This window comes from Flavobacterium marginilacus, assembly GCF_026870155.1.
Lineage (GTDB): Bacteria > Bacteroidota > Bacteroidia > Flavobacteriales > Flavobacteriaceae > Flavobacterium > Flavobacterium marginilacus.
Window position 1 is genome coordinate 1,026,087 of the sequence record NZ_CP113975.1, and the last position, 25,847, is coordinate 1,051,933.

Here is a 25,847-nt window from a genome sequence, read left to right on the forward strand (position 1 = left end):
GATAAACTTTGATTATTAAAGGTTTGGCATCTGATTTTTTTTTCTTGAAATAGCATGTTTTTGAATTGTTTTAGACTTTTTTCACCTGTTATTGGATACTATTTTACAGTAACGTTTTTAAAAAGGAAGTCTCAAACAGAATGTAGTTATTCACTTTCGCTATTTGGCGAATAAGCCTTATATTTGCACACTTAAAAAAAAATAATCATAAGATGTCATTATCCAATATTCTTACCCCATCGATAGAAAAAGCAATTCAGACTTTGTTTGACGTAACCATTGATAAAATTGAGTTTCAAGCTACCCGCAAAGAATTTGAAGGCGATATAACGATGGTGATTTTTCCATTATTGAAAGTGGTAAAAAGTAATCCTGTAGAATTAGGAAACAAAATTGGAAACTATTTAGTAGAAAATGTTTCAGAAGTAGCTCGTTTTAACGTGGTTTCAGGATTTTTAAATATTGTGATTGCAGACAGTTATTATCTGAATTTCTTTAATGGAATCAGAAGTACTGATAAATTCGGTTTTGTAACGCCTTCGGCAGATGATAAAGCGGTGATGGTTGAATATTCTTCGCCAAACACTAATAAACCGCTGCACTTAGGACACGTTCGTAATAATTTGTTAGGATATTCAGTTGCCGAAATTATCAAAGCTTCGGGTAAAAAAGTTTATAAAACTCAAATCATCAACGATAGAGGAATTCATATCTGCAAATCAATGCTGGCTTGGCAGAAATTTGGAAACGGAGAAACTCCTGAATCGACAGGTTTGAAAGGGGATAAATTGGTTGGAAATTATTATGTGGCTTTTGATAAAGCATACAAAGAAGAAATAAACCAATTAATTTCACAAGGAAAAACTGAAGACGAGGCCAAAAAACAAGCGCCAATCATTCTTGAAGCACAGCAAATGCTTTTGGATTGGGAAGCTGGAAAACCAGAAGTTATCGAACTTTGGAAAAAGATGAACCAATGGGTTTATGACGGTTTTGGAACAACTTATAAAAACCTAGGAGTTGATTTTGACAGTTATTATTACGAAAGCAACACTTATTTGTTAGGCAAAGATGTCGTTCAGGTGGGATTGGACAAAGGAATTTTTGAAAAAGACCCAGACGGTTCGGTTTGGATTGATTTGACTGATGAAGGTTTGGATCGTAAAATTGTGTTGCGTTCTGATGGAACCGCGGTTTATATGACGCAGGATATTGGAACTGCGATTCAGCGTGTAAAAGATATGCCGGATGTTGGCGGAATGGTGTACACGGTAGGGAACGAGCAGGACTATCACTTCAAAGTATTGTTCTTAATCCTTAAAAAATTAGGATTTGACTGGGCTTCCAATCTTTTCCATTTATCATACGGAATGGTAGATTTACCTTCTGGAAAAATGAAATCAAGAGAAGGAACTGTTGTAGATGCCGACGATTTAATGAATGAAATGACTGCAACAGCTCAAAAAATTTCTGAAGATTTAGGAAAATTGGACGGCTATTCTGCCGATGAAAAAGCAAAACTATTCAATACAATAGGTCTTGGAGCACTTAAATATTATATTTTGAAAGTGGATCCAAAGAAAAGAATCCTGTTTAATCCAGAAGAATCGGTTGATTTTGCTGGAAATACAGGACCTTTCATTCAATATACTTATGCCAGAATTCAATCCATTTTAAGAAAAGCCGATTTTGATTTGAATGCAGTATCAGGCGTTGCAGAGGTTCACGAAAAAGAAAAAGAACTGATAAAACAGCTTGAGTTGTTTCCAGAAGTGATTCAGAACGCGGCCAACAATCACAGCCCGGCTTTGATTGCCAATTATACATACGATTTGGTTCGTGAGTATAATTCTTTTTACCAGGCTGTTTCCATACTTGGGGAAACTGATTTAGCTAAAAAAACATTCAGAGTACAGCTGTCCAAAAAAGTAGCAGATGTTATTGCTGATTCTTTTAGTTTACTTGGGATAAATGTTCCGGAGAGAATGTAATTTCGAAAATAAACATAAAAAAACCGAACTGAAAAGTTCGGTTTTTTTATGTGCTAAATTTTTATATCAATTTGAAATAATTAGATAATTGATTTCAACCGGTTTCAGTATTTTATCTTCGCTGACACAATCGACCAAAAAGCGCAGTTCTTCCAGTTCTTTTCTGTTGAGCAGAATAATAAAATTAGACTGCAGAGTAGGAATTGGAATCTTCTTGTCATAAATGGAATTTTTATATTCCCTTTCCCAATAATCAATATCAATCTGATCGATATAATTGGCAAAACTAGTCATTTCAATGCCGCTCAAGTCAAAGGTAAGATTATTGAACAGCAGCTGATACATATCTCTATGCTGACAAAAGAGCAAAATGCCATTTGAAGTCCGGTTTAATACTTTTAGATTGCACATAAGTGTGGTTCTTTGAATTATTATTTTTATTCAGTCCTTAGCTTTTAGTCCTTAGTTGTACAGCATAGAAAGAATCCGTTTTTGTGAAATTTCGAATTTAGACTTAGAAGCTAATCACTAAGGACTAATCACTATTTAATGACAAATGAATCAATTATTGCATCAACTTCAGCTTGGGTTGCAGTTGGTTTTAAATCAAATAAAAGAGAGAAAAGTGATTTCTTGTTTACTTTATTCTGCAGCGATAAATCCTTATTGCTGCCATAAACTTTTTCCCATTTGCTTCTCACTTTTGCCCAGACTTCCTTATTGTTTTTCCACCAGTTTTGTGCCAATAAACATTTGCTGTCTTCCACTTTAGTATAAACATCAAATCCTTTTTCTTCGGCTAATAGATAATCTTTTCCGCTTTCGTCCCTTACCAGTTTTTGATTGTCCTGTTCGTGATTCCAGCCAGTAGGGGTGATTTCGTGAATGTTTCTTCTTTTTAGAACGTTGTAATCGTTTCTTTTAGTGTGTTCTCTTCTTGGCAGCGGTGCATCAGCGGTGTTTAGCCAATAGTTTTTCCCGTCAATATGTGCCCAGCTTGAAGAACCTTCGTATCTCGGACTGTCATCCACCTGATATACTTTTTGTGACCATTGTCCTTTTACGTTTTTGGCTGTCAATTTGTTAAACTTCCACGTATTATCTTTGTAAAAAGAATATAAATCGGTGTTTTCATAAAGCCAGTCCTGTCTCCAGTGCTTTACAATGTCGTTTTCTCCCTTCCCAACAATTAACAAATGCTGTAATACTATTTTGCTGGGTTTGTCCTCCAGTAATTCTATCCATTCAAGTGCAGATTCATGTTTTGTTTCTGATGGTTTGTAGCTGGCAGAATCTTTTGGATACTTGAAAGTTTCAGTAAAGTTGAATTTTACTTCATAGCAGCCGCACATCGACTTGATGGCTTTTATGTCTTCTTTTTTAGCGTCTTGACTGAATCCAATAAGGCTTGTAATAGTCATTAATACAGTTAGATAAGTCTTTTTTGTGTTCATAATTGGTTTTTTATTTTTAAAAATTTTTTGACAAATATATTAAATTTATTTAGAATAAATAAAAATAACTATATATTTGCATCACTTATTAAGACTAAATAAAAATAATGAAACATAGAATTACTTTCTTTTCTGCTCTCCTTTTTTATCAGATTTCTTTCGCCCAGCAAAAGAAAAAAGATAGTATTCAAACTAATGAATTGTTAGAGGTAATGGTGGTTACAGGAACAAGAACAGAGAGAGTTCTTTCGTCATTGCCGTTACCGATGACCATAATTACTTCGGCAGAAATTGCTAAAACTGGCGTAACGAGATTGAATGAAATTTTAAATGAGCAGACAGGAATTATCCTGATTCCGGACGAAAGTGGTTTTGAGGGTATTCAGATGCAGGGTTTAGATTCGGCTTACACTATGGTTTTAATTGACGGTGTGCCTTTGGTAGGAAGAAGCGCAGGAGTTCTTGATTTATCAAGAGTTTCTGTCGGAAATATCGAAAGAATTGAGATTGTAAAAGGTGCTTCATCTGCTTTGTACGGTTCCGAAGCCATGGGCGGAGTGATTAATGTAATTACAAAAAAGCCGAAAAAAGATATGTTTTCGGGCAGTCTTTCTTATCGATATGCTTCTTTTAATACTAATGATGCTAATGCAAATCTTCTTTGGAAAAAGAAGAAGTTTTCGGCTAATTTATTTGCTAATTTCTATTCCTCTGATGGATACGATTTAGATAAAAGTACGCCTTTAAAAAATCTCGAAAATTTTTACAATTACACCATTCAGCCCAAGCTGTACTATGATTTTTCAGAAAATCTAAAGCTGATTGTGAGCAATCGTTTCTATAATCAGAAAATGGATAACGCTGCCATAATTGATGCTGAAAATTACAAAGGAGACGCAGCAGAAAACGAATGGAATTCCCAAGTAAAATTGGAACACAAATGGAATTCAAAACTCTATTCGGAATATGAATTATATGCTACCAATTATAAAAATGATTCGTTTTTGAATGATGAAAACGATGTGCTTTATGATAAAACCTATTATAATCAATGGCTTTTTCGACCAGAAGCAAGAACAACTTTGGCAATAAATAATGACAAGCTTACTGCTGGAATAGGACTGAATTATGAAACTTTGGACAGAACTTATTTTAGTAAAAATGTAGAATTCACTTCTGAATATGTTTTTGTGCAATACGATTGGAATCCAAGCGAAAAATGGAATATTCTTGCGGGATTTAGATATGATAATCACAGTGAATATGCCTCGCAGTTAAGTCCAAAATTAGCCGTAAATTATAAAATCAATACTGATTTTTCTGTAAAAGGATCTGTTGGTTACGGTTACAAAGCGCCTGATTTTCGCCAGCTGTATTTTGATTTTTCTAATCCGTCGGTTGGTTATACGGTTTTGGGCTATAATGTTGCCGAAGATCGCTTGAATCAATTGGATGCTGAAGGCCAAATTTTGAAAAGAGTAGAAGGGATCAGTTTCAATACTCCATTGGAAGCCGAAAGTGCCGTGAATGTCAATTTTGGAACTTTTTACAAAAGAAATAAATTGAAAGTTGATGCAAACGCATTTTACAATTCGATAAGTAATTTGATTGATACGAGAGTGGTGGCTCAAAAAAACAATAGCCAGAACGTTTTTAGTTATTTCAATGTCAGCGAAGTTTTTACTTATGGGTTAGAATTTAATTCGGCTTATAATTTTACCAATGAATTTTCTGCATCAATCGGTTATCAATATTTGACTGCGAAAGACAAATCGGTTGTTGATAATTTTGAGAATTATCAATACATCAGAAATGCTGAACTGCAAACCATTAAAATTAATAAATCGGATTATTTCGGTTTGTACAATCGTTCGAAACATACTGCCAATATTAAAATGGCATATACGATTCCGAAAATAAAAACAGATGTCAATCTGCGTGTTTTTTACCGAAGCAGATACGGTTTGTATGACACTAATGGAAATCAGATTCTGGACAAACACGACACTTTTGTAGATGATTATTTTACAGCTAATCTTTCGGTTTCAAAATACATAACAGACAAAATACTATTTCAGGCTGGTGCCAATAATTTACTTAATTATACCGATCCAAGTCAAATTCCAAACCTTTCCGGAAGACAGCTTTTTGCACGAATTCAATACAATTTTTAATTAACCCTTATTTAAACACTTTTACAATGAAAACAAATTTTTTAAAACTTTCGATTTTAGCCTTGACACTTTTTATCGCATCGTGCAGTAATGATGATAATGATCCAATACCTGCTGTAGTAACTCAAAAATTTTCTAATCTTTATGCACCGCAGACAGGTGGACAAGCAGTACCAGCGGGTGGCGAATTTACAAAATTCAGTTTTTCTGAAAACAAAGTTGTAACCAATGATAATTGGGATATTGCTTTCCGAGGAACGACTATAATCGTAAATGGAGGAGCTAAATACAATGCCGCAGATGCAGGTGAACCAGCGAGAACAGGATCAGGATTAGTAAGTTCTGTTTCTGGAACATTTGCTAGTGTAACTACTTTTCCAGTGGCAACTAGTTTTAAAGCAGATGCAACTTCAGTTTATGCAATTCCTACAGGAAGCGGAAATGGTTGGTATTCGTATAATTCAACAACACACATTATTTCGGCTATTGCAGGAAAAGTATTTGTGGTAAAAACGCATGATGGCAAGTATGCAAAATTCGAAATCTTAAGTTATTATAAAGATGCGCCTGTAACACCAGATGCTACATCTGTGTCGCCTTATTATACTTTTAATTTTGCTTATCAGGCAAATAGTACAACGACATTTTAATTAGATAAGCAAATTAGTTAGTTTTGTTTTTTTTGAAGAAGAGAGGCTGTTCTAAATGGGCAGCCCTTTTTTTGACATACTAATAACGGAATTTTGAATCTTTTTATGTAAAAAATTAAGGAGAGACCGTCTCAAACTACAGACCGTCTCTCCTCTGGTTAACTAATGGTTAGTTGATTTTTTTTTTTGGTTTTTTGAGCTACAGCGATTTTTAATTCATTGCTAATCCTTCTGATTTACTTATTTTAGTAATCTCGCCTATTGAACTCACTAATATATTTTGAGTTTTGTTATTTTTTTTAAGTTTCAAAAGGTATGCTTTTTTCAATATTTGCCCTTTTTCTTGTGAATATACAAACTTACTTTGGGTAACTGTCCATTCAGGATAGGCAAGATAAACTGTTTTCATAAGTTCTCTCGGCAATTCCACATTTACATATTTTTCGGAAACAGACATTAATATTCCTTTTTCATTGTAAGTAGCTGTTAAAGATCCCTTTTTGCTTTCTAAAGTCACTAAATAGCTGTCAAAATCTTTGCAGCCATCATCCACTTTATACGAAAGAAATTCGTTTTGAGTATTTCTGACAACTGCATCAGGATTGTTGTCTGGGATGTATTTAGTAAAATCATTTTTTGATGATACTACTACTTCAGGCAGCTCTTCAATTTTTGTTTCTTTATTTACTTTTTTTTCTTGTGAATAAGATACAGTAAATAAGCTTACACATAAAGCGAAGGTGATAATTGTTCTCATAATTTTTATATTTTTTATGTTATATTTTTGTGTTTTTTGTGTTTTTTTGTTAGGATAAAAGTATAAACTATTTTTCAATCGACAAAATATTTTGTTATTAAATTTATAAAAAAAATGTGTTTTTTTTATAAATATCAAAATCTATAACGTTTTTTATGTTTTTAAATTAAATTATATTTAATATTTTAACAAAAGTCATTGTTTTTAAAACTGATCTTTCTGCAAACAGCTAATTAAACGAAAACGTTTGAATTAAATTGATGCTAAAAGTGTAAAAAATCCGACAAAATTATCCATTTATAGATTGCAGAAAGAAGTAGAATAGAAAATCTTAAAATGTATATTTATAGTTTGGATTTTAATTCATTTGGGTACTGATAAGGAATCAAAATTTGTTTTTTTATAGTTGAAATACAATTTTTTTACGGTTTATTTTGGCAGTTTTCTGCAGGTTTGTGAAATTCCAGCAAAAAATTGTAAAGATGTTTCTTAAGCGGCAAACTTTTTCAAAATAATATGCAGATGGACTTTTTTGCTTTAATTTTCAAAACAATTGATTTTTTATTTCTAATACTATTTAAACTTCAATATCAAATCATTAAATTTGCGCCTTAATTTAAGAGAAACACCATTATGTTCGATAATTTAAGCGATAAACTAGACAAAGCCTTTCATATATTAAAAGGACACGGAAAAATCACCGAGGTAAACGTTGCAGAAACTTTGAAAGAAGTTCGCCGTGCTTTGCTCGATGCCGATGTCAACTTTAAAATTGCCAAAGATTTTACCACCAAAGTAAAAGAAAAAGCAATTGGTCAGGATGTATTAACGACATTACAGCCGGGGCAATTATTGGTAAAGCTTGTTAAAGATGAGCTTACTGAACTGATGGGCGGTGATGTTGCCGGTGTTAATCTTCAGGGAAATCCATCGATTATATTAATGTCAGGTTTGCAGGGATCTGGAAAAACTACTTTTTCCGGTAAACTGGCGAATTATCTTCAGACAAAAAAGAATAAAAAACCGCTTTTGGTTGCTTGTGATATCTATCGTCCGGCGGCGATTCAGCAGTTGTATGTTGTGGGAGATTCGATAGGAGTTGAGGTTTACTCTGAACCAGAAAATAAAAATCCGGTTGAGATTGCACAAAATGCAATCAAACATGCCAAAGCTAATGGATTCAATGTTGTAATTGTCGATACTGCAGGGCGTTTGGCTGTCGATAAGGAAATGATGGATGAAATTGAGAAAGTTCACAAAGCAATCCAGCCACAGGAAACTTTATTCGTTGTGGATTCTATGACAGGTCAGGATGCTGTGAATACTGCAAAAGCATTCAACGATATCTTAAATTTTGACGGGGTTATCTTAACCAAATTAGATGGTGATACCCGCGGAGGAGCTGCGATTTCGATTAAATCAGTAGTGAACAAACCAATTAAGTTTGTTGGTACAGGCGAGAAAATGGATGCGATTGATGTTTTCTATCCAAATCGTATGGCAGAGCGTATCCTTGGTATGGGAGACGTTGTGTCTTTGGTAGAGAGAGCTCAAGAACAATATGACGAAGAAGAAGCTAGAAAAATCCAAAAGAAAATTGCTAAAAACGAATTTGGTTTTGACGATTTCCTTTCACAGATTCAGCAGGTTAAGAAAATGGGTAATATGAAAGACTTGGTAGGAATGATACCGGGAGCTTCAAAAGCAATGAAAGATATCGAAATTGAAGATGATGCTTTCAAACATATTGAAGCGATTATCCATTCGATGACACCGATTGAAAGAAGCAAGCCTGCCGTAATTGATGCCAAAAGAAAAATTAGGATTGCCAAAGGTTCCGGGACAAAAGTGGAGCAGGTGAATCAATTGATGAAACAGTTTGAGCAAATGAGCAAAATGATGAAAATGATGCAGGGGCCGGGAGGAAAAAACCTGATGAAAATGATGGGCGGAATGAAAGGCGGAATGCCTGGAGGTATGCCGGGAATGAGATAATAAACATAGTTTCAAGTTTCAGGTTTCAAATTGTTGAGACAGAAATTTGAAACTTTTTTAATTTAATAAATTAGAAGTTACTGTTTTAGACAAGAAAACTTAAAATCATAAACTAAAATTTTAGACAAAAAAATGCAGCTACTCGACGGGAAAAAAACATCGGAAGACATTAAAAATGAAATCGCAGCCAAAGTAAAAACAATGAAAGACAATGGGGAAAAAGTACCTCATTTGGCAGCAGTTATTGTAGGAACAGACGGAGCAAGCTTAACGTATGTGGGAAGCAAAGTGCGTTCCTGCGAACAAATTGGTTTCGAATCTACTTTGGTAAGTTTACCTGCTGATATCACCGAAGAAGCTCTTCTTGCTAAGATTAAGGAATTAAACGAAGATGATAATCTTGATGGCTACATCGTTCAGTTACCGCTTCCAAAACATATTGACGAGCAAAAAATCCTGATGGCTATTGATCCTGACAAAGATGTGGATGGTTTTCACCCTGCCAATTTTGGAAAAATGGCTTTGGATATGGAAACGTTTTTGCCGGCAACTCCATATGGAATAATGGAATTATTGGAGCGTTATAAGGTAGAAACAGCTGGAAAACATACCGTAGTTATCGGGCGCAGCCATATTGTGGGCCGGCCAATGAGTATTTTGATGAGCCGTAAGGGAAATCCTGGTGATTCAACGGTGACTTTGACGCACAGCAGAACTAAAAACTTGGAAGAGTACACCAAAAATGCTGATATTATTATTACGGCTTTAGGAGTGCCTGAGTTTTTAAAGGCTGATATGGTAAAAGACGGCGTAGTAGTAATTGATGTGGGAATTACCCGTGTTGAAGACGCTTCAAATCCAAAAGGATATAAAATTACAGGTGACGTTGATTTTGACGGCGTAAGCAAAAAGTCATCTTTCATCACTCCCGTTCCAGGCGGTGTTGGACCAATGACAATTGCAATGCTGTTAAAAAACACATTATTGGCAAGAGAAATCAGAAGCAGAAATAAATAAAATTGTTTTAGACAATTTATCCGTATAACCTCAAATGAAAGTTTGAGGTTTTTTTTGCTTAAGACTTTATTAAATATCCATTCCTTCCTGATGTTTTTAAAATATAAAGGATATTTTTGCAAAACTTAAAATGAACAGCTCAATGGACGATTATTATTCGGAAATATTGAAAGAATAAAGCACTTGAAAAACTTTCAAGATGCTATAACTTAACCTATGGAATTTTGAAATGAAGGCTTTTTACAAAAACAATAACGGATTAATCGAGTCTAAAGAGTGGACTCCAAACTGCTGGATAAATATTGAATGTCCAACAGAAGACGAAAAAAAATACCTCTTAGAAGAATTACAAATCCCTGAGGAATTCTACAATGATATCGAAGATATTGATGAAAGACCCCGTATAGAAGTAGAGAATGGCTGGACTTTGATTATTATTAGGATTCCAGTAAGTACAGATAATGTAAAACTGCCTTTTAACACAATTCCTGTTGGTGTTATTTTTAAGGAAGAAATTTGTGTTACCATTAGTTTTCATAAAACGGAAATGCTGACGGATTTTGTAATCTACACTCAGCGGAAAAATAAAGACATCAAAGATAATTTTGATTTGGTTTTAAAACTGCTCTTATCATCAAGCGTTTGGTATTTGAAATACTTGAAACAGGTTAATCAAAAGATAAAACTGGCCGAAGATAATTTGGAAGAATCTATCAAAAATGAAGAATTACAAGCCTTGCTGCAAATAGAAAAATGTTTGGTTTTTTTTATGACTTCCTTGAAAGGCAATGATATATTACTCCATCGAATCAAGAATGTTAAATCCCAAAGAGATTTTTATGACCCTGAATTGTTGGAAGATGTAGAGATTGAGTTGCGTCAAGCGCAAGAAACAACTAATATTTATAGCGACATTTTAACAGGAATGATGGATGCTTACGCCTCGGTTATTTCTAATAATTTGAATGCGATTATGAAACAGATGACTTCTATCTCCATTATTTTGATGATTCCTACAGTAATTGCCAGTTTGTATGGGATGAATGTGCCAAATAACTTAGAAAACAATAATTACGGTATGCCAATTATTATACTTGTTTCAGTATTGCTTTCTATGTTTGGTGTTTTTTTATTTAAAAGAAGAAGATGGTTTTGATACAAAGAAGAGGCTGTCCAAAAAGTAAGGACAGCCTTTTTTTTGCTGTTTTTAATCTAAAATAGTATCTTAGAGTTGCACAAAAAACGAGCAATGGCTAAAGTAATATTTAAATCGCAATCGATCAATACACCGGAACTTTTTCCGATAAATATTTTTGATAAAATTTCAGAAAACCATCCTGTCCGCTTAGTGGATAAGATTGTCAATTCATTGGATATAAGTCATATACTTAAAATATATAAAGGAGGAGGCACCTCGGCCTATCATCCCAGAATGATGCTTAAGGTTTTGTTTTACAGTTATTTAAGCAACACTTATTCCTGCCGAAAAATAGCAAAGGCACTTACTGAGAACATTCATTTTATGTTTATTTCAGGCAACTCAACTCCTGATTTTAGAACCATTAACGATTTTAGAGGAAAGATTTTAAAAGAAAACATCAAAGATTTATTTGCAGAGGTGGTCAAAATGCTTGTGGAAATGGGCTATGTCAGTCTGGATATCCAATACATTGATGGAACAAAAATAGAAGCCAAATCCAATAAATACACCTTTGTCTGGCGGGGTTCTATAGAGAAATACAAAGAAAAGCTCGAAGTAAAAATCAACAGTATCTTATCCGACATTGAAAACAGTATTTTATCAGATAATCAAGAAGTCAACAAGGAAGAATTACCAAAAAAAATAAACTCGGAAGAGCTGAAAGAAAAATTATCAGAACTCAATAAAAAACTCAAAGAGCCCAACAAGAAGATAACCAAAGAGCTTGAAAAGCTTCAGGAAGAGCACCTGCCAAAGCTTGAAAAATACGAAAAAGATTTAGTGATTTTAGGCAATAGAAACTCCTACAGTAAGACAGATCCTGACGCTACCTTTATGAGAATGAAGGAAGACCATATGAAAAACGGACAGTTAAAACCTGCATACAATCCTCAGATTTCTACTGAAAATCAATTCATTACCAACGTAACCATTCATCAGACACCTAACGACACTACGACTTTAAAATCCCATTTGGAGGAATTTGAAAAAATGTATCAAAAACAAAGCAAAACAGTTGTAGCCGATGCTGGTTATGGAAGCGAAGAAAACTACGAAATGCTTGAAAATAAAGACATAACGACCTATGTAAAGTATAATTATTTTCACAAAGAACAGAAGAAAAAAATGAAGGACAATCCGTTTCTTGTCCAGAATTTGTTCTACAATATACAGCAGGATTTTTATGTGTGTCCAATGGGACAAAGAATGGAAAACATTGGCAGTGGAAAACGGACATCGGCCAACGGATACGAATCACAAGTATCTTATTATCAAGCAAAAAGATGTGATGGATGTCCACTTAGAAGTTTGTGCCATAAAGCCAAAGGAAACAGAACAATAGAAGTAAACCACCGCCTGAACCAATTAAGGGCTCAGGCCAAAGAGCTGCTCATGAGCGAAAAAGGACTCGAACACCGAAGCAAACGCCCAATAGAAGTTGAAGCAGTATTCGGACAGCTAAAAAACAACAATAAATTCAGCCGGTTTACTTTCACAAGCATCGAAAAAGTGGAAATGGAATTTCTATTGATGGCTATCGGGCATAATTTCAGAAAAATGATAGCAAAGAACAATGATGCGTCGAAAACTCATCTAAAAATCTCCTTCAGAGTTCTAAATAGAGCTATAAAAGTCGAAATTCACTTTTTAAATACTGTAACAGAATATTTTTTCATTAATCAACCAACCCAAAATCGATTCCTGAAATTTGCAGCATAAAAAAAGCTGTCCTTTTCGGACAGCCTCTTTAGTTTAATAATCTCTTCCCTTCTTAAATCGGGGATCATCCTTTTTGATGAATTCAGTTCTTCTTTTTTGAGGTTCTGGTTTTGGTAAACTTGCTTCCTCTGTTTTGCTAGAAGGTTCGATTAATTGGTTAAGTTCTTTAATTTCGGCATCGGTTAAATCGCGGTAGCGTCCTACTGGAATGTCCAGTGAAATATTGATAATTCTGATGCGTTTCAGAGCGGTAACTTCGTAGCCTAAATATTCGCACATTCTTCGGATCTGGCGGTTTAAACCTTGCGTCAGAATGATTTTGAAGATGTATTTACTGATTTGCTCTACTTTACATTTGCGGGTTACAGTGTCCAGAATAGGTACGCCATTGCCCATTCGTTCAATGAAACGGTCGGTTATGGGTTTGTTTACCGTTACGGTATATTCTTTTTCGTGATTGTTGCGGGCCCGTAGTATTTTGTTGACGATATCACCGTCATTGGTCATAAAGATCAGACCTTCACTGGCTTTGTCCAATCGGCCGATCGGAAAAATACGTTTGGGATAATTAATGTAATCCACAATATTGTTGCGGACTTCCAGATTGGTGGTGCATTCTATTCCTACTGGTTTGTAGAAAGCAAGATATATAGGTTTTTCGGTTTTCTCACGGATTAGTTTTCCGTCTATACGCACTTCGTCATCTGGCGCGACTTTGGTTCCTAGTTCCGGTACTGCTCCATTGATGGTTACCCGGCCTTCTTCTATGAATTTATCGGCTTCACGGCGGGAACAGTAGCCTGTTTCGGCAATGAATTTATTGAGACGTTTTAGATTTTCTTCCATAGTGCAAAAATAGTCAAAATTTAGACTTCTTGGATTTTTAGATTTTTAGATTGCTTTTTTTTGATAGTTATGCAGTTTGCTAATCTAAGAATCTAAAAGTCTATTTTTCAAATAAAAACTGATAGATTTCTTTATATAGTTTATCGTCGTGCATGGAATGGCCTAAATCTTTAGTAGTGATGAATTTTCCTTTTTTCCAGCCGCTGGCTATTTTTTGTCCTTCAGAAAACGCAACTACTGTATCGGTGGTATCATGGGCGATGATTCCGTCAATTTGGATATGTTTGGCAAATGTCTCTCCTGAGAAATCTTCCAGTCTGAAATTGAAATTTTCCAGATATCGTTTTTCTAAAAGTGCAAACATTTTGCGGTTGAGACTCAGCATTTGAATATAATTATCGATGAGTGTTTTTAAATCGGAAGGAGCGCCGAGAATCACCATTTTTTTGATACTGGTTTCTGGATGCAGATACTGATGATAGACACAGGCCGAACCGCCGATAGAGTGACCGATAATGATGCTCGGGTTGTATTTTTTGACAGCTTTGTTGATAAATTCGGCATAGCGGGGCACGTTGAATTCTTTACCGCTGCTTTGTCCGTGTGCAGGGGCGTCTATGGCGATGATGGTGCTTCCTGATTTTTGGAGATAGGGCAGGGTTTTCTCCCAGCGGGCCGAATTGCTTTCCCAGCCGTGAACCAAAAGAATTTTGGTGTCATTTCCTTCCCAGGTATAGGTTTGGAAATAGTGTTCGTCATGCTGGAATTTTTCTTTTATGGTGCCCTGAAGGATTTCAGGGAGCTGGTTTTCCTGAATTTTACCTACTCTGGGGTTGGTAAAAAGTTTATACGATAGGTTCAGCGCATTTTTTGGATGCACAAAACTCAATAAATTAATGTATTGCCCAACAGATTTGACAAATAAAAACTGAATGCTTTTTTTTAGGCTCAAAATAATGTAGTATAAAAAAAGTCCCGATTTAATCGGGACTTAGTTGTTTTTTAGAATGTAGCAAATAATTGCTCCATTTTCTCTCTTTCTTCTTGAGCCAGAACGGTGTCGACTAAAATTCTTCCAGAGTGCTCATCGATTAGGATTTTCTTTCTGGCTGCAATTTCAACCTGTGTCTGCGGCGGAATCGTGAAGAAAGATCCAGCTGATGCTCCTCTTTCGATAGAAACAACTGCAAGTCCGTTACGAACACTGCTTCTGATTCTTTTGTAAGCTGCCAAAAGACGCTCTTCGATTAATGCTTCAAATTCTGCTGATTTTTCAGTCAGGAATGCCTCTTCTTTTTGAGTTTCGGACATGATAGCATCTAATTCTGATTTTTTATGTTTTAAATGAGATGATTTAGAATCTAATTTTTCTTTAGAAGAACTAATTGCCTCTTTTTTGTGCTCAATAGAAGCTTTCATTTCTTTAATTTGCTTTTCTGCTAATTGAATTTCTAATTCCTGAAACTCAACTTCTTTTGTCAAAGAATTGAATTCTCTATTGTTGCGAACGTTTTCTTGCTGCTTAGTGTATTTTTTGACAGCTTCTTTGTGCTCATCAATTGCATTGATTTTCTGCTTGATAAGGTTCTCGATTACCTCAAGTTCTCCTTTCAATTTCTCTGAACGAGTGCTTAAACCAGCAACTTCATCTTCAAGATCTTCAACTTCTAAAGGAAGCTCTCCTCTAACGTTTCTGATTTCGTCAATTCTAGAGTCAATTAACTGTAAATCGTAAATTGCTCTTAACTTGTCCTCAACACTTAATTCTTTCGTATTCGCCATATTCTATAAGTACTTAACTGGATTTGTATTTTCTTCCGATAAAATGATTGCAAAATTAGGGATTTTTTTTCTAAGATAATCAACAATATACTCTTTTGTATAGCGTTCGCTTTCAAAATGTCCGATATCAGCCAATAAAAGCTTGTTTTCGGCTTCGTAATATTGATGATATTTTAAATCAGATGTCAGATAAGCGTCAGCTCCGGCCTGAATTGCATTTTTGATGGCAAAACTTCCAGAACCGCCCAAGACGGCTACTTTTTTAATTTTTTTGCCTGTAAATGCCGAGTGGCGGATTCCGACGGCCTGCATTTTGTCTTTGGCGTATGCTAAGAAATCTATCTCGTCCATTTCTTCCTCAAGCTCGCCAATCATTCCTAAACCAATATGGTTAAAGGTGTTTTTCATATTGTAGATTTCGGTGGCAACTTCTTCGTAAATATGGTTTTCTCTTAGGGCTTTTATGATTTTGGACTCCAGATGTTTGGCGTAAACCACTTCGATTTTAACCTCGGTTCCTCTTGATAATACACCTTTTTCTCCAATGGTTGGTTCGCTTTTTTCGTTACCCTGATACGTAAAAGTTCCTTCAGAGTTGAAACTGCATTTGTCATAATTCCCAATGCTTCCTGCACCTGCATCGAACAAAGCGTTGCGGACTTTCTCGGCATTGTCTCGGATGGTGTAAGTAACCAGTTTTCGGATATGATTTTGTTTTGGGATTAAAATCTGGGTTTTTATGAGTCCCAGAGTATCGCAGAATATTTTATTTACTCCTTCAGGATGATTGTCCAGTGCGGTATGAACAGCATAAATGGCGATATCATTTTTGATGGCTTTGAGCAGGGCGCGCTCTACATAATTTTGTCCTGTTATTTTTTTTATTCCATTGAATAAAATAGGGTGGAAACAAACCACCAGATTACATTTTTTGGCAATGGCTTCGTCGATTACATTCTCCAAAGCATCATGGCAGACCAAAATTCCGGTTGCCGTTGTATTTTCGTCCCCAATTATTAAACCTACGTTGTCAAAATCTTCGGCATAAGCCAATGGAGCCATTTCTTCAAGAACAGAAAGGATTTCTTTTATTGTACTCATTTTTTAATCTTTTCAGGGTATTTGTTAGCGGTAATTTTTATAAACCAATAACGTAAATTGATCTAAATTTATTTGTAAAGTTACCGTTTGTTTATTTTTTAATAATTTCCGTTCAAAGATAAAATATTATATATTCGTAAAAAGAATTTGCTCCGAAAAATTATAATTCTGTCAGCCATTTTGTACCGCTTTTTTATTAAGGCTTAATTGACTTGAATTTTTGTCTCAGATTAATAAAAAAGTAAAACCTTCTCAATCCTAAATGTTACAGTTAGGATAAGCAACTGATTAAATCTGGTATTTTTATAAATTATGAATTAATATAGTTTCGCTTTTAATTCTTTATACTCGGCAGTCATCTCTAAAGCATTGTAAACACTCAGAAGGCTTTTAGAAACGTCTTCGTGTTTAGGATCTATTTCAATAGCTTTTTGGAGATAAGGAATCGTTTTTTTATAAATTATATCTCTTTTTGCTTTTAAATCATCATATTTTTTCATTTCACCAGGTGATGTACCTAATTTATTCATATCATCATTTATAGTTTCACCTTCGTCCAGTTTTAGAAAAGATAGATTTATATAAGCATTAATATATTGAGGATTAAGTGTAATTGCTTTCAAATAAAAATTTTCGGCATCGACAGTGTTTTTGGCTTTAGCGCTCAGAACGCCCAAATTAAAAACTAAATCTGCATCATTCTGATTCTTTTTTAAAATAGGTTCTATTGCTTTTTTAAACGATTCATAGTCTTTGGTTTCTATAAACAAATAAGCTTGTGCCAATGCCAAAGAAATATCTTCAGGATTTTTTACTATGGCATCTGAAACTGCTTTTTTTGCCTTGTCAATATATCCGTTTTGAAAATAGATTAAAGCAATGTTTTTATAAATTTCGCCTCTTTTAGATGGTCTTTTTTCGTTTCGTGGTTTTTCATGGGTACCAGCTTGAATAGAAATATCCCGGTCATTTACAGTTGCAAAAGGTTCTTCTTTTTTTGTAGTCCTGTTTACGGCATAATAATCAGTGCCAATTCCAGAATAGTTAATGTTTTTTAGTGTTTCGTAATGTTTTTGCGCAGCAATGAAATCTTTTCCATTTGTGAAGGCTGATGCAGTATAATATAAATTGATGGTGTCTTTTGGATCTATTAGATAAGCTTCATAGAGTTCGTTGGCACTGTCTATATGCTTGCTGTCTTTAAAATCGTCATTAGCAGCTTTTACCAATTCTTCTTTAATATTTTTAAAAGAACTCTGAATCTGGCCGGTATATCTTCTTTTTCCTGACTCTGATTCAATTTTGATGGTTTCTCTATACGATTTTGCTGCTAGAACTAAGTTTTTGCCTGTGTCAGTTTTTTTATCGGCTAATCCTAAAAATGAACTTCCTTGAATGAAGTAATATTGAGACTTTTCTTCTTCTTTAGAATTGTAAACTTGATATTCAATACTTTTAAGAATAGAGATTGCACTCTGAAAATTACCCCCGATCATCTCTTTTTCAGCTTCTTTTATTTTTTCTTTTTGGGCTTCAACGGTACCGGTAAGTAATAATAAAATTAAAACAGTAAAATAGTTTTTTTTCATAATGTAATAATTGCAGGTTAAACAAATTTGGTTTCGGCTGTGTTTAATAGTATTAATTATGTTATTTTTTTGTTCGAAATTATCAAAATAACATGCTTTTTTAACAAAAATAGAATTAAAAACGAACTGATTATGAGATTTTGAAGGTAATTTGATATACTGCAAACAGATTTTAGAAAACGATAAAAAACAATATGTTAATTTATTCTTATCATAATTTAGGGGGCTTTTTTTTGTTAAAAAATAAAACAGCAAAAGGATCTTGTTTTGAAATTCTGAATACTATTTGCTAACATATTAAACCGGCAAAAAAACATTTTTAGATTTGTAATGCTTTCGCTATTATTATAAAATGCTTTACTTTCGTAAAATGAATTTACTTCGAAAAATATTGTTCCCCTTTGCTGTTTTATATGGCTTTATTACTAGTGTTCGGAATTTTCTATTTGATATTAGGTTTCTAAAATCATATTCTTTTAATTTACCAATTATAGCTGTGGGAAACCTTAGTGTCGGCGGAACAGGAAAAACACCTCAGATTGAATATTTAATTCGGCTGCTTTCGGATAAATATAAAGTGGCGGCATTGAGCAGAGGTTACAAACGGCAGTCAGAAGGGTTTATTTTGGCAAATTCTGATTCAAATGCCTTGGAATTGGGCGATGAACCATTTCAGTTTTATCAAAAATTCAATAACATTCAGGTGGCGGTCGATGCCAATAGAAAAAACGGAATCGATCAGCTGCTTTCTCATTCAAATCCTCCAGAAGTCATTTTGTTAGATGATGCTTTTCAGCACCGGAAGGTAAAAGCGGGTTTTTATATTATGCTTACCGCTTATGGAGATTTGTATTGTGATGATTATATGCTGCCAACAGGAAATCTAAGAGAGAGCAGAAGCGGTGTAAAAAGAGCTGCTATTGTGGTTGTTACAAAATGCCCTTCAGACCTTTCGAAAGAGAAGCAAAACACCATAAAAAAACAGCTGAATCTCTCTCCAAATCAAAGTTTGTTTTTTACCTTTATTGCTTATGATGATGTCGTTTATTCGAATGAAAAGACGATAAAAGTAAGCGTAATTAAAAGCCGGGAAAAATTGCTTTTGGCAGGAATTGCAAAACCCGAGTCGTTTTTTGCTCATTTGATGCAAGGTAATGACGAATGCCTGACTTTTCCCGATCATCATCATTTTAGCGAAAGCGAATTACAGGAAATTAAGAAAAAAGCAGGCGATAAGATTATTGTAACAACAGAAAAAGATTTTGTCCGATTGAAAGGAAGTATTTTGAGTGAACAGCTTTATTATCTGCCAATAAAAAGTTCGTTCCTTTCAGACGGAGATAATTTTGATGAAAATATTTTAAATTATGTGGGATCAAGTACAGGAAACCGTTAGTTTTATTAAAGAAAAAATAAATTTTACTCCAGAGTTTGGGATTATTTTAGGATCAGGTTTGGGAGGTTTTACCAATGATATTGAGATTGAATATACATTGCCGTATGAGGAAATTCCAAATTTTCCAGTTTCTACGGTACAAGGGCATAAAGGAGCATTGGTTTTTGGTACAATTGGAAGTAAAAAAGTAGTTGCAATGCAGGGTCGATTTCACTTTTATGAAGGCTATTCGATGAAAGAAGTGACTTTTCCAGTACGGGTGATGAAATATTTAGGTGTGGAAAAATTAATTGTTTCCAATGCTTCAGGAGGAGTAAATCCAACTTATAAGGTCGGTTCGATTGTGATCATTAAAGATCATATCAATTTTATGCCGGAGCATCCTTTGCGCGGAAAAAATGATGAGCGTTTTGGTCCAAGATTTGTGAATATGAGCCAGCCTTATTCTGTTGAAATGATTGCCAAAGCCAAAGCAATTGCAGAAGAATTAAACATAGAGGTTCAGGATGGGATTTACTTGGGGTTACAGGGACCAACATTTGAAACTCTTGCTGAATATAAAATGGTTAAAATTCTAGGTGCTGATTGTGTGGGAATGTCAACCGTTCCCGAAGTAATTGTGGCGCGTCATATGGAATTAGAAACCTTTGGTGTGTCTATTATTACTGATATGGGCGATGAGGGAAGTATATTGACAATTTCACACGATGAGGTTTTACAGGCGGCCAAAGAAGCCGAACCTAATCTGCGGATGTTAATTAAAGAGTTAATTGTAAACGGTTAAGAATTGCTGAAATTTTGTGCAATCGTAGTGTAAAAATCTTCAGGGATAAAAGGTTTTGTAATTACATCTGTCATTCCAAAAGAGATTAGCATTTCTCTGTTTTCATTTAATGAAATAGCAGTCAAGGCAATAATAGGTGTTGAAGTGTCAAATTCTCTGATCTGCTGTGTTGCAATAGTGCCGTTTATTCCCAATAAATGTACATCCATTAAGACTAAATCGTAAGTATTATTTTTTAATACTTGAATAGCTTCTTCTCCATTGTCCAAAATGGTGCATTCCATGTCTTTTCTTGAAAGCATTTTTTTGGTTATCATTTGGTTGATTTTATTGTCTTCAACTAATAATATTTTTTTGTTTTTAAATATTTCGGGATCGTAATTTTTAATTTTGGATTTAATTTGAATAGGTTTTGGGTCTTTTTTAAAATTCAGTTCAAATGAAAATGTTGAACCTTTACCGACAGTGCTTTTCAATAGGATGCGCCCGCCTAAAATGCGGACAAGTTTTTTTACAATAGTCAATCCTAGTCCTGTTCCTCCAAACTTTCTATTGATTTCGACTGATCCCTGCGAAAAACTTTTGAAAACCGTTTTTAATTTGTCTTCAGGAATTCCAATACCGGTATCAACAATCTGAAAATAGATAGCTGCATTTTCATTTGTATAATTTCTTAAACGCGCAATAACACTGACCGTGCCATTGTTCGTGAATTTTAAAGCGTTGTTAATTAGATTCATGAAAATCTGAGATAATTTCGTTGGGTCTCCAATTAAATTTTCAGGAATAGCAGGGTCAATTTTAAGTATGAATTTATTGTTGTTTATAGTAGCTATTTCTTTAAGAGAATTTTGAATGTCTATTAATAACTGCTTAAGATTAAAGCTGATGTACTCAATTTCTAATTTGTTGGAATCAATTTTGTTAATTTCTAAGATGTCATTAATAAAATTAGTTAAGTAATTTCCCGAAAACTGTAATGACTTTAAGTAGTGCATTTGTGTTTTTTTAGGGTTTTCTTCTAATAATAAATGGGTTATTCCGTTAATTGCGTTCAAAGGCGTTCGGAGTTCGTGGCTCACAGTTGATAAAAATTCAGATCGGGCTTTTGAGGCTTCTTCAGCTTTGTTTTTGGCAGCAATCAATTCATTGTTTTTTTCTTTCAGTAATGAATTGGTCTGATTACGTATAATATTGTTTTTGTACAATGATAAACTCAGCAGAGAAAGAATAGAAATTATAGCAATGGCTAATATGCTGATGAGTCTGGAGAATTTATTGTTTTTTTCTTGTTCTTTTTTCTCTTTTTCTTTTTGTAATTTATCGCTAATCCGTTGAGACTCTTTAAAAGCTTCATAATCGTTAATGCCTAATTTTTCGTCATTTGCAAGAGTAATGCTTTCTTTTAAATTCAGATATTTTTTTAAATAAGTATAGGCGGCGGTTTTGTCTAACAGTTTGTCGTAAGTCGTGCTTATGGCGAACAGAATATTTGACTGCTGGTTAAGGTTTTTTTCTTTTTTGTTTAATTCCAGTGCTTTGCTGAAATAATTTAAAGCCAGATTATAACGCTTCTTTTCGGCCTCAATAATTCCTGTCTGATATAAGGCTTCTGTTTTTGTGAAAATACTGCTTTGGGGTTTGGCAATAATGGACGTGAAGATGGACGATGCTAAGGAAGTATTGTTTTTATGTTTTGAGAGTATCCCTTTTTGCAGATTGATTTGGTCTGTATATTCTTTAAGATTTAGTTTTTTTTGAATTTCTTCAGCTTTTAGAATACTGCTTTCAGCGAGAGTATATTTCTTTTTTTCTATATAAGCCAGTCCGAGATAATAATAGGCTTCTGCTGTTTCTTTGGAAGGTTTTTCAGAAATAGTATTGAGTATTGTGATGCTCTTGCTGAAAACTTCGATAGCGTCATTTTGAAGTTTTAGATCGAAATAAATTTTTCCTAACTTTAAAGTCTGATTAGCTTCGGCTTTGATTTTATTGGTCTTCCTGCAATAATTGATTGACTTTTGAGTGTATAATAAAACTTCTTTGTAATTATTTTCTTTTTCATTGTCAGCTATCAGTTTTGAGTAATAGGCAACACTGTCTATAGGCGCTTTTTTTTGCGGATATAGTTGTGTTTGAATAAAAAATAATAATAGTAAAAAGTACTTCATGGGTTGCTATTTATGGATATGCCTTATCTTTTCATAGTAACTCGTAGGTTATTACTTGTATTTTATGTGTTCAATTTGTGTTTTTATTAGAATTCAATAATAAAATTAAATCAATGATCCGGGAAGAATAACCAATTTCATTATCATACCAGCCTACAACTTTTACCATCTTATCGATTACTGATGTAAGCTGAGAGTCAAATATACATGAATTTTTGTTGCCAATTACATCTACAGATACAATTGGATCTTCGGTGTATTCTAAAATGCCTTTTAAATTGGTCTTTGATGCTAGTTTAAAAGCATTGTTTATCTCTTCAATGGTAACAGTCTGTTTTACATTAAATGTTATATCGGTCAAAGAACCATCTGGTACAGGGACACGAATGCCGCATCCTCCCATTTTGCCGTCAAGTGATTTGAAAATTTTGGTCAAAGCTTTTGCAGCGCCGGTTGTTGTCGGAACAATCGATTGGCTTGCTCCTCTGGCTCTTCGTAAATCTTTGTGAGGCTGATCATGTAAGCTTTGATCAGTTGTAAAGGAATGAATTGTTGTGATGTAAGCTTGTTCTATGCCGCATAATTCCTCTATAACTTTAATCATAGGGGCAGCATTGTTAGTAGTACAGCTGGCATTGGATATAATCGTTTCGGTTCCGTCAAGAATTGATTCATTAACGCCTAATACAACTGTTTTTATGCTGTCAACTTCAGCTGGAGCAGAAAGAATCACTCTTTTGGCTCCAGCTAAAACATGAGCATTTATTTCATCAAAAGTTTTATATTTTCCAGTAGATTCTATAACAAAATCGATGTCAGTACTTTTCCAGTCTAAGTTTGAAATATTTTTTTCATGAAAAAATAAAAAATGTTTTCCGTCAACTTCAATCCCTTTTTCATCATAGCTTACTGCAAATGGCAAAACACCGTGAATACTATCGTATTTTACTAAGTGAGACATGGTTTTTTTATCGGCAATGTCATTGATAGCAACTACTTCAATAGCAGGGTGGTTTAAAAGAAGGCGGAATAAATTTCTTCCAATTCTTCCAAAACCATTAATAGCGATTCTTGTTTTCAAGTTTAAATTCTTTAACCGTTTAACTGTTTCATTGGCTGAACAATTAAACGATTCACCGATTAAACGTTCTGCCGAATAAACAATTTATAAAATATGTTTTTGCGCTTTGTATGAAGATCGGACTAATGCACCGCTTTCGACATGACGGAAACCCAGTTCCAATCCGAATTTTTCATATACCTTGAATTGATCCGGCGTGATGAATTCTTTTACAGGAAGGTGTTTTTTGCTAGGCTGTAAATATTGTCCAATAGTGATGATGTCCACATTTGCGGCACGCAGATCACGCATGGTTTGAAAAACTTCTTCTTCTTTTTCGCCAAGACCAAGCATAATTCCAGACTTTGTTCTGTTGATGCCTTTTTCTTTAAGGTATCTCAAAACTTCCATACTTCGGTCGTATTTAGCTTGGATGCGCACTTCGCGGGTCAGTCTTCTGACAGTTTCTATGTTATGCGAAACCACTTCAGGGTTGGCTTCTATGATGCGGTCAATGTTTCTTTCGATGCCTTGAAAGTCAGGAATCAAGGTTTCCAAAGTTGTATTTGGATTCATTCTGCGGATGGCTTTTACAGTTTCAATCCATATAATCGAGCCTCCGTCTTTCAAATCATCTCTGTCAACGCTTGTGATAACAGCGTGTTTTATATTCATTATTTTGATAGAACGGGCTACTTTTTCAGGCTCATCCCAATCTACAGTTTCGGGTCTGCCGGTTTTTACGCCGCAAAAACCGCAGGAACGTGTACAGATATTTCCAAGTATCATAAATGTTGCAGTTCCTTCTCCCCAGCATTCTCCCATGTTTGGACAGCTGCCAGAAGTACATATAGTATTTAAGCTGTATTTGTCAACTAAACCGCGAAGTTCAGTATATTTTTTTCCTATTGGCAGTTTTACCCTTAACCATTTTGGTTTAGCTGTACCCGCTTCGGCACCGTCTTTGGCTGCAGCTGGTAATGTATTATCTAAAACAGTTTCCATATTTTAATTTTCAGACTGCAAAGATAAGGAATGTAGTTTTAGAATTAAGGTTCCATTTTTATGAATTTTGACAAAACTTGTTGTGCTGTCAGCTCTGTTTTTTAATTCTAACTTTTAAAAAAAGAAAAGACAGATAAAGGCGGATTTAGATATTTACGACATTAAATTTAAATATTTAAATAATTCGGGATTCCGTTGTTTTTAAAGTTGTAGTATATTTGTACACTCAATTAAATATAAAAAAAATGAACACTAAAACATTACTATCAGGTGCATTAGTTATTTTGTTTGGGCTGTCTAAGGTTCAGGCTCAAATTAATTTTGGAGAAAAAGCATTAGGAGCAGTTCAAAAAGGAATTACAGCATTCACTTTTACTGATGCCGATGCAGCAGCTTTATCCAAACCAGCGGTCGATAAAATGGATGCCGAAAATAAAGTAGCACCGGCAACAGATCCTTACGCAATTCGTTTGGCTAGAGTTTTTGGAAAATATACGAAAGGGGAGTTTTATACATTAAATTATAAAGTATATTTAACCAAAGATGTTAATGCATTTGCTACTGCAGATGGAAGCGTACGTGTTTTTTCGGGATTGATGGATATAATGGATGATAATGAGCTGATAGCGGTTATTGGACACGAAATTGGACATGTTCATAATCATGATTCGAGAGATGCTATGAAAGCGCTGTATCAAAAAGAAGCGTTGATCGATGCGGCATCTTCGCAGTCTGTTAAAGTTGCAGCTGTTACTGACAGCCAGCTGGCTAAAATTGGAAGTGCAATGATTGACAGCAAATACAGCCGTAAACAAGAATCAGAGGCCGATTTATTTGCTTATGATTTTATGAAAAAAAACGGCTATGATGTAAATGCCGAGGAATCTGCATTTAGAATATTGGCAAAAATGAGTGAAGGTGCTGAAAGTTCTTTCATCGATCAGATGATGAGTTCACATCCTGATTCTAAACTAAGAGCTGATACTGCTAAAGCAAGAGCTGAAAAAGATGGTTTGTATAAGCTGTATGTGCAAAAACCAATTGTCAATACTATTCCAAAGAAAACAGTAACTACGACTAAAAAGAAAACGACAACAGCTAAAAAGAAATAATAAATCTTAGAAGTTTAGAACAAAAAAAGAGAAAGCTGAATTA

Annotated in this window: 21 protein-coding genes; 10 read left to right on the forward strand and 11 right to left on the reverse strand. The window is 34.4% G+C overall.

Annotated features, from left to right (window positions below; translation table 11 throughout):
* Nucleotides 1–212: 212 nt before the first annotated feature.
* Nucleotides 213–1,991 (forward strand): arginine--tRNA ligase, encoded by a 1,779-nt coding sequence (argS, locus tag OZP07_RS04485; protein WP_281637437.1) that lies wholly within the window; start codon nt 213–215, stop codon nt 1,989–1,991.
* Nucleotides 1,992–2,057: 66 nt separating this feature from the next.
* Here argS and OZP07_RS04490 read toward each other — a convergent pair whose 3' ends face one another.
* Both OZP07_RS04490 and OZP07_RS04495 read right to left on the reverse strand, forming a co-directional pair.
* On the reverse strand, nt 2,058–2,402 hold the full coding sequence (locus OZP07_RS04490) for a DUF6686 family protein (RefSeq protein ID WP_281637438.1): 345 nt from the start codon (nt 2,400–2,402) through the stop codon (nt 2,058–2,060).
* Between the two features lie 131 nt (nt 2,403–2,533).
* Nucleotides 2,534–3,445: a DUF6607 family protein gene (locus OZP07_RS04495; protein WP_194640089.1), complete on the reverse strand. Its 912-nt coding sequence runs from the start codon at nt 3,443–3,445 to the stop codon at nt 2,534–2,536.
* Nucleotides 3,446–3,552: 107 nt separating this feature from the next.
* Between OZP07_RS04495 and OZP07_RS04500 the strand changes: the two genes are divergently transcribed.
* Both OZP07_RS04500 and OZP07_RS04505 read left to right on the forward strand, forming a co-directional pair.
* A complete protein-coding gene (locus OZP07_RS04500; protein ID WP_281637439.1) occupies nt 3,553–5,619 on the forward strand; it encodes a TonB-dependent receptor plug domain-containing protein in 2,067 nt (688 codons plus the stop codon).
* 26 nt (nt 5,620–5,645) lie between these two features.
* Complete coding sequence (locus tag OZP07_RS04505; RefSeq protein WP_281637440.1) at nt 5,646–6,269, forward strand: HmuY family protein; 624 nt, start codon at nt 5,646–5,648, stop codon at nt 6,267–6,269.
* Between the two features lie 211 nt (nt 6,270–6,480).
* Here OZP07_RS04505 and OZP07_RS04510 read toward each other — a convergent pair whose 3' ends face one another.
* The gene (locus tag OZP07_RS04510) at nt 6,481–7,026 is read right to left on the reverse strand and encodes a hypothetical protein (RefSeq protein ID WP_281637441.1); all 546 of its coding nucleotides are present in this window, start codon (nt 7,024–7,026) and stop codon (nt 6,481–6,483) included.
* Between the two features lie 633 nt (nt 7,027–7,659).
* Between OZP07_RS04510 and ffh the strand changes: the two genes are divergently transcribed.
* The 4 genes from ffh (at nt 7,660) to OZP07_RS04530 (ending at nt 12,958) form a co-directional block, all read left to right on the forward strand.
* Entirely contained in the window at nt 7,660–9,021 is a 1,362-nt protein-coding gene (ffh, locus tag OZP07_RS04515) for a signal recognition particle protein (RefSeq protein ID WP_194640093.1), read from the forward strand.
* Nucleotides 9,022–9,153: 132 nt separating this feature from the next.
* Nucleotides 9,154–10,038 carry a bifunctional 5,10-methylenetetrahydrofolate dehydrogenase/5,10-methenyltetrahydrofolate cyclohydrolase gene (locus tag OZP07_RS04520; RefSeq protein ID WP_281637442.1) on the forward strand — a complete coding sequence of 295 codons (885 nt, stop codon included), beginning with the start codon at nt 9,154–9,156 and terminating at the stop codon, nt 10,036–10,038.
* Between the two features lie 229 nt (nt 10,039–10,267).
* Nucleotides 10,268–11,194 carry a magnesium transporter CorA family protein gene (locus tag OZP07_RS04525; RefSeq protein ID WP_281637443.1) on the forward strand — a complete coding sequence of 309 codons (927 nt, stop codon included), beginning with the start codon at nt 10,268–10,270 and terminating at the stop codon, nt 11,192–11,194.
* A gap of 93 nt (nt 11,195–11,287) precedes the next feature.
* Nucleotides 11,288–12,958 carry an IS1182 family transposase gene (locus OZP07_RS04530; RefSeq protein ID WP_349293654.1) on the forward strand — a complete coding sequence of 557 codons (1,671 nt, stop codon included), beginning with the start codon at nt 11,288–11,290 and terminating at the stop codon, nt 12,956–12,958.
* 33 nt (nt 12,959–12,991) lie between these two features.
* On the opposite strand, the gene rluF is transcribed toward OZP07_RS04530, so the two are convergent.
* From rluF to OZP07_RS04555, 5 genes are all read right to left on the reverse strand, one after another.
* On the reverse strand, nt 12,992–13,804 hold the full coding sequence (rluF, locus tag OZP07_RS04535; protein WP_281637444.1) for a 23S rRNA pseudouridine(2604) synthase RluF: 813 nt from the start codon (nt 13,802–13,804) through the stop codon (nt 12,992–12,994).
* A 100-nt stretch (nt 13,805–13,904) separates the two neighbouring features.
* On the reverse strand, nt 13,905–14,756 hold the full coding sequence (locus OZP07_RS04540) for an alpha/beta fold hydrolase (RefSeq protein ID WP_281637445.1): 852 nt from the start codon (nt 14,754–14,756) through the stop codon (nt 13,905–13,907).
* Between the two features lie 50 nt (nt 14,757–14,806).
* On the reverse strand, nt 14,807–15,586 hold the full coding sequence (locus tag OZP07_RS04545) for a zinc ribbon domain-containing protein (protein ID WP_281637446.1): 780 nt from the start codon (nt 15,584–15,586) through the stop codon (nt 14,807–14,809).
* A 3-nt stretch (nt 15,587–15,589) separates the two neighbouring features.
* A complete protein-coding gene (locus tag OZP07_RS04550) occupies nt 15,590–16,687 on the reverse strand; it encodes a Nif3-like dinuclear metal center hexameric protein (protein ID WP_194640099.1) in 1,098 nt (365 codons plus the stop codon).
* A 317-nt stretch (nt 16,688–17,004) separates the two neighbouring features.
* Nucleotides 17,005–18,276, reverse strand: coding sequence for a tetratricopeptide repeat protein (locus OZP07_RS04555; protein WP_281637447.1), 1,272 nt, complete (start codon nt 18,274–18,276; stop codon nt 17,005–17,007).
* A 370-nt stretch (nt 18,277–18,646) separates the two neighbouring features.
* Here OZP07_RS04555 and lpxK point away from each other — a divergent pair, with 370 nt between their 5' ends.
* Together lpxK and OZP07_RS04565 are read left to right on the forward strand one after the other, a co-directional pair.
* A complete protein-coding gene (lpxK, locus tag OZP07_RS04560; protein WP_281637448.1) occupies nt 18,647–19,672 on the forward strand; it encodes a tetraacyldisaccharide 4'-kinase in 1,026 nt (341 codons plus the stop codon).
* Nucleotides 19,644–20,456, forward strand: coding sequence for a purine-nucleoside phosphorylase (locus OZP07_RS04565; protein ID WP_194640101.1), 813 nt, complete (start codon nt 19,644–19,646; stop codon nt 20,454–20,456). The genes lpxK and OZP07_RS04565 overlap by 29 nt, the downstream gene beginning before the upstream one ends.
* On the opposite strand, the gene OZP07_RS04570 is transcribed toward OZP07_RS04565, so the two are convergent.
* The 3 genes from OZP07_RS04570 to lipA form a co-directional block, all read right to left on the reverse strand.
* A complete protein-coding gene (locus OZP07_RS04570) occupies nt 20,453–22,627 on the reverse strand; it encodes a tetratricopeptide repeat-containing hybrid sensor histidine kinase/response regulator (protein ID WP_281637449.1) in 2,175 nt (724 codons plus the stop codon). The genes OZP07_RS04565 and OZP07_RS04570 overlap by 4 nt on opposite strands.
* A 70-nt stretch (nt 22,628–22,697) precedes the next feature.
* A complete protein-coding gene (gap, locus tag OZP07_RS04575) occupies nt 22,698–23,708 on the reverse strand; it encodes a type I glyceraldehyde-3-phosphate dehydrogenase (protein WP_281637450.1) in 1,011 nt (336 codons plus the stop codon).
* Nucleotides 23,709–23,792: 84 nt separating this feature from the next.
* Nucleotides 23,793–24,692, reverse strand: a complete 900-nt coding sequence (lipA, locus tag OZP07_RS04580; RefSeq protein WP_281637451.1) for a lipoyl synthase — start codon at nt 24,690–24,692, stop codon at nt 23,793–23,795.
* Between the two features lie 245 nt (nt 24,693–24,937).
* Here lipA and OZP07_RS04585 point away from each other — a divergent pair, with 245 nt between their 5' ends.
* On the forward strand, nt 24,938–25,804 hold the full coding sequence (locus OZP07_RS04585; protein WP_194640105.1) for a M48 family metalloprotease: 867 nt from the start codon (nt 24,938–24,940) through the stop codon (nt 25,802–25,804).
* Nucleotides 25,805–25,847: the final 43 nt, after the last annotated feature.

Coding starts and splice junctions, on each gene's coding strand:
- argS (WP_281637437.1), top strand. CDS start 213: ATGTCATTATCCAATATTCTTACCCCATCGATAGAAAAAGCAATTCAG.
- OZP07_RS04505 (WP_281637440.1), top strand. CDS start 5,646: ATGAAAACAAATTTTTTAAAACTTTCGATTTTAGCCTTGACACTTTTT.
- OZP07_RS04495 (WP_194640089.1), bottom strand. CDS start 3,445: ATGAACACAAAAAAGACTTATCTAACTGTATTAATGACTATTACAAGC.
- rluF (WP_281637444.1), bottom strand. CDS start 13,804: ATGGAAGAAAATCTAAAACGTCTCAATAAATTCATTGCCGAAACAGGC.
- OZP07_RS04555 (WP_281637447.1), bottom strand. CDS start 18,276: ATGAAAAAAAACTATTTTACTGTTTTAATTTTATTATTACTTACCGGT.
- OZP07_RS04525 (WP_281637443.1), top strand. CDS start 10,268: ATGAAGGCTTTTTACAAAAACAATAACGGATTAATCGAGTCTAAAGAG.
- OZP07_RS04530 (WP_349293654.1), top strand. CDS start 11,288: ATGGCTAAAGTAATATTTAAATCGCAATCGATCAATACACCGGAACTT.
- OZP07_RS04570 (WP_281637449.1), bottom strand. CDS start 22,627: ATGAAGTACTTTTTACTATTATTATTTTTTATTCAAACACAACTATAT.
- OZP07_RS04500 (WP_281637439.1), top strand. CDS start 3,553: ATGAAACATAGAATTACTTTCTTTTCTGCTCTCCTTTTTTATCAGATT.
- OZP07_RS04550 (WP_194640099.1), bottom strand. CDS start 16,687: ATGAGTACAATAAAAGAAATCCTTTCTGTTCTTGAAGAAATGGCTCCA.
- OZP07_RS04520 (WP_281637442.1), top strand. CDS start 9,154: ATGCAGCTACTCGACGGGAAAAAAACATCGGAAGACATTAAAAATGAA.
- OZP07_RS04490 (WP_281637438.1), bottom strand. CDS start 2,402: ATGTGCAATCTAAAAGTATTAAACCGGACTTCAAATGGCATTTTGCTC.
- ffh (WP_194640093.1), top strand. CDS start 7,660: ATGTTCGATAATTTAAGCGATAAACTAGACAAAGCCTTTCATATATTA.
- OZP07_RS04585 (WP_194640105.1), top strand. CDS start 24,938: ATGAACACTAAAACATTACTATCAGGTGCATTAGTTATTTTGTTTGGG.
- OZP07_RS04545 (WP_281637446.1), bottom strand. CDS start 15,586: ATGGCGAATACGAAAGAATTAAGTGTTGAGGACAAGTTAAGAGCAATT.
- OZP07_RS04565 (WP_194640101.1), top strand. CDS start 19,644: ATGTGGGATCAAGTACAGGAAACCGTTAGTTTTATTAAAGAAAAAATA.
- lpxK (WP_281637448.1), top strand. CDS start 18,647: ATGAATTTACTTCGAAAAATATTGTTCCCCTTTGCTGTTTTATATGGC.
- OZP07_RS04510 (WP_281637441.1), bottom strand. CDS start 7,026: ATGAGAACAATTATCACCTTCGCTTTATGTGTAAGCTTATTTACTGTA.
- lipA (WP_281637451.1), bottom strand. CDS start 24,692: ATGGAAACTGTTTTAGATAATACATTACCAGCTGCAGCCAAAGACGGT.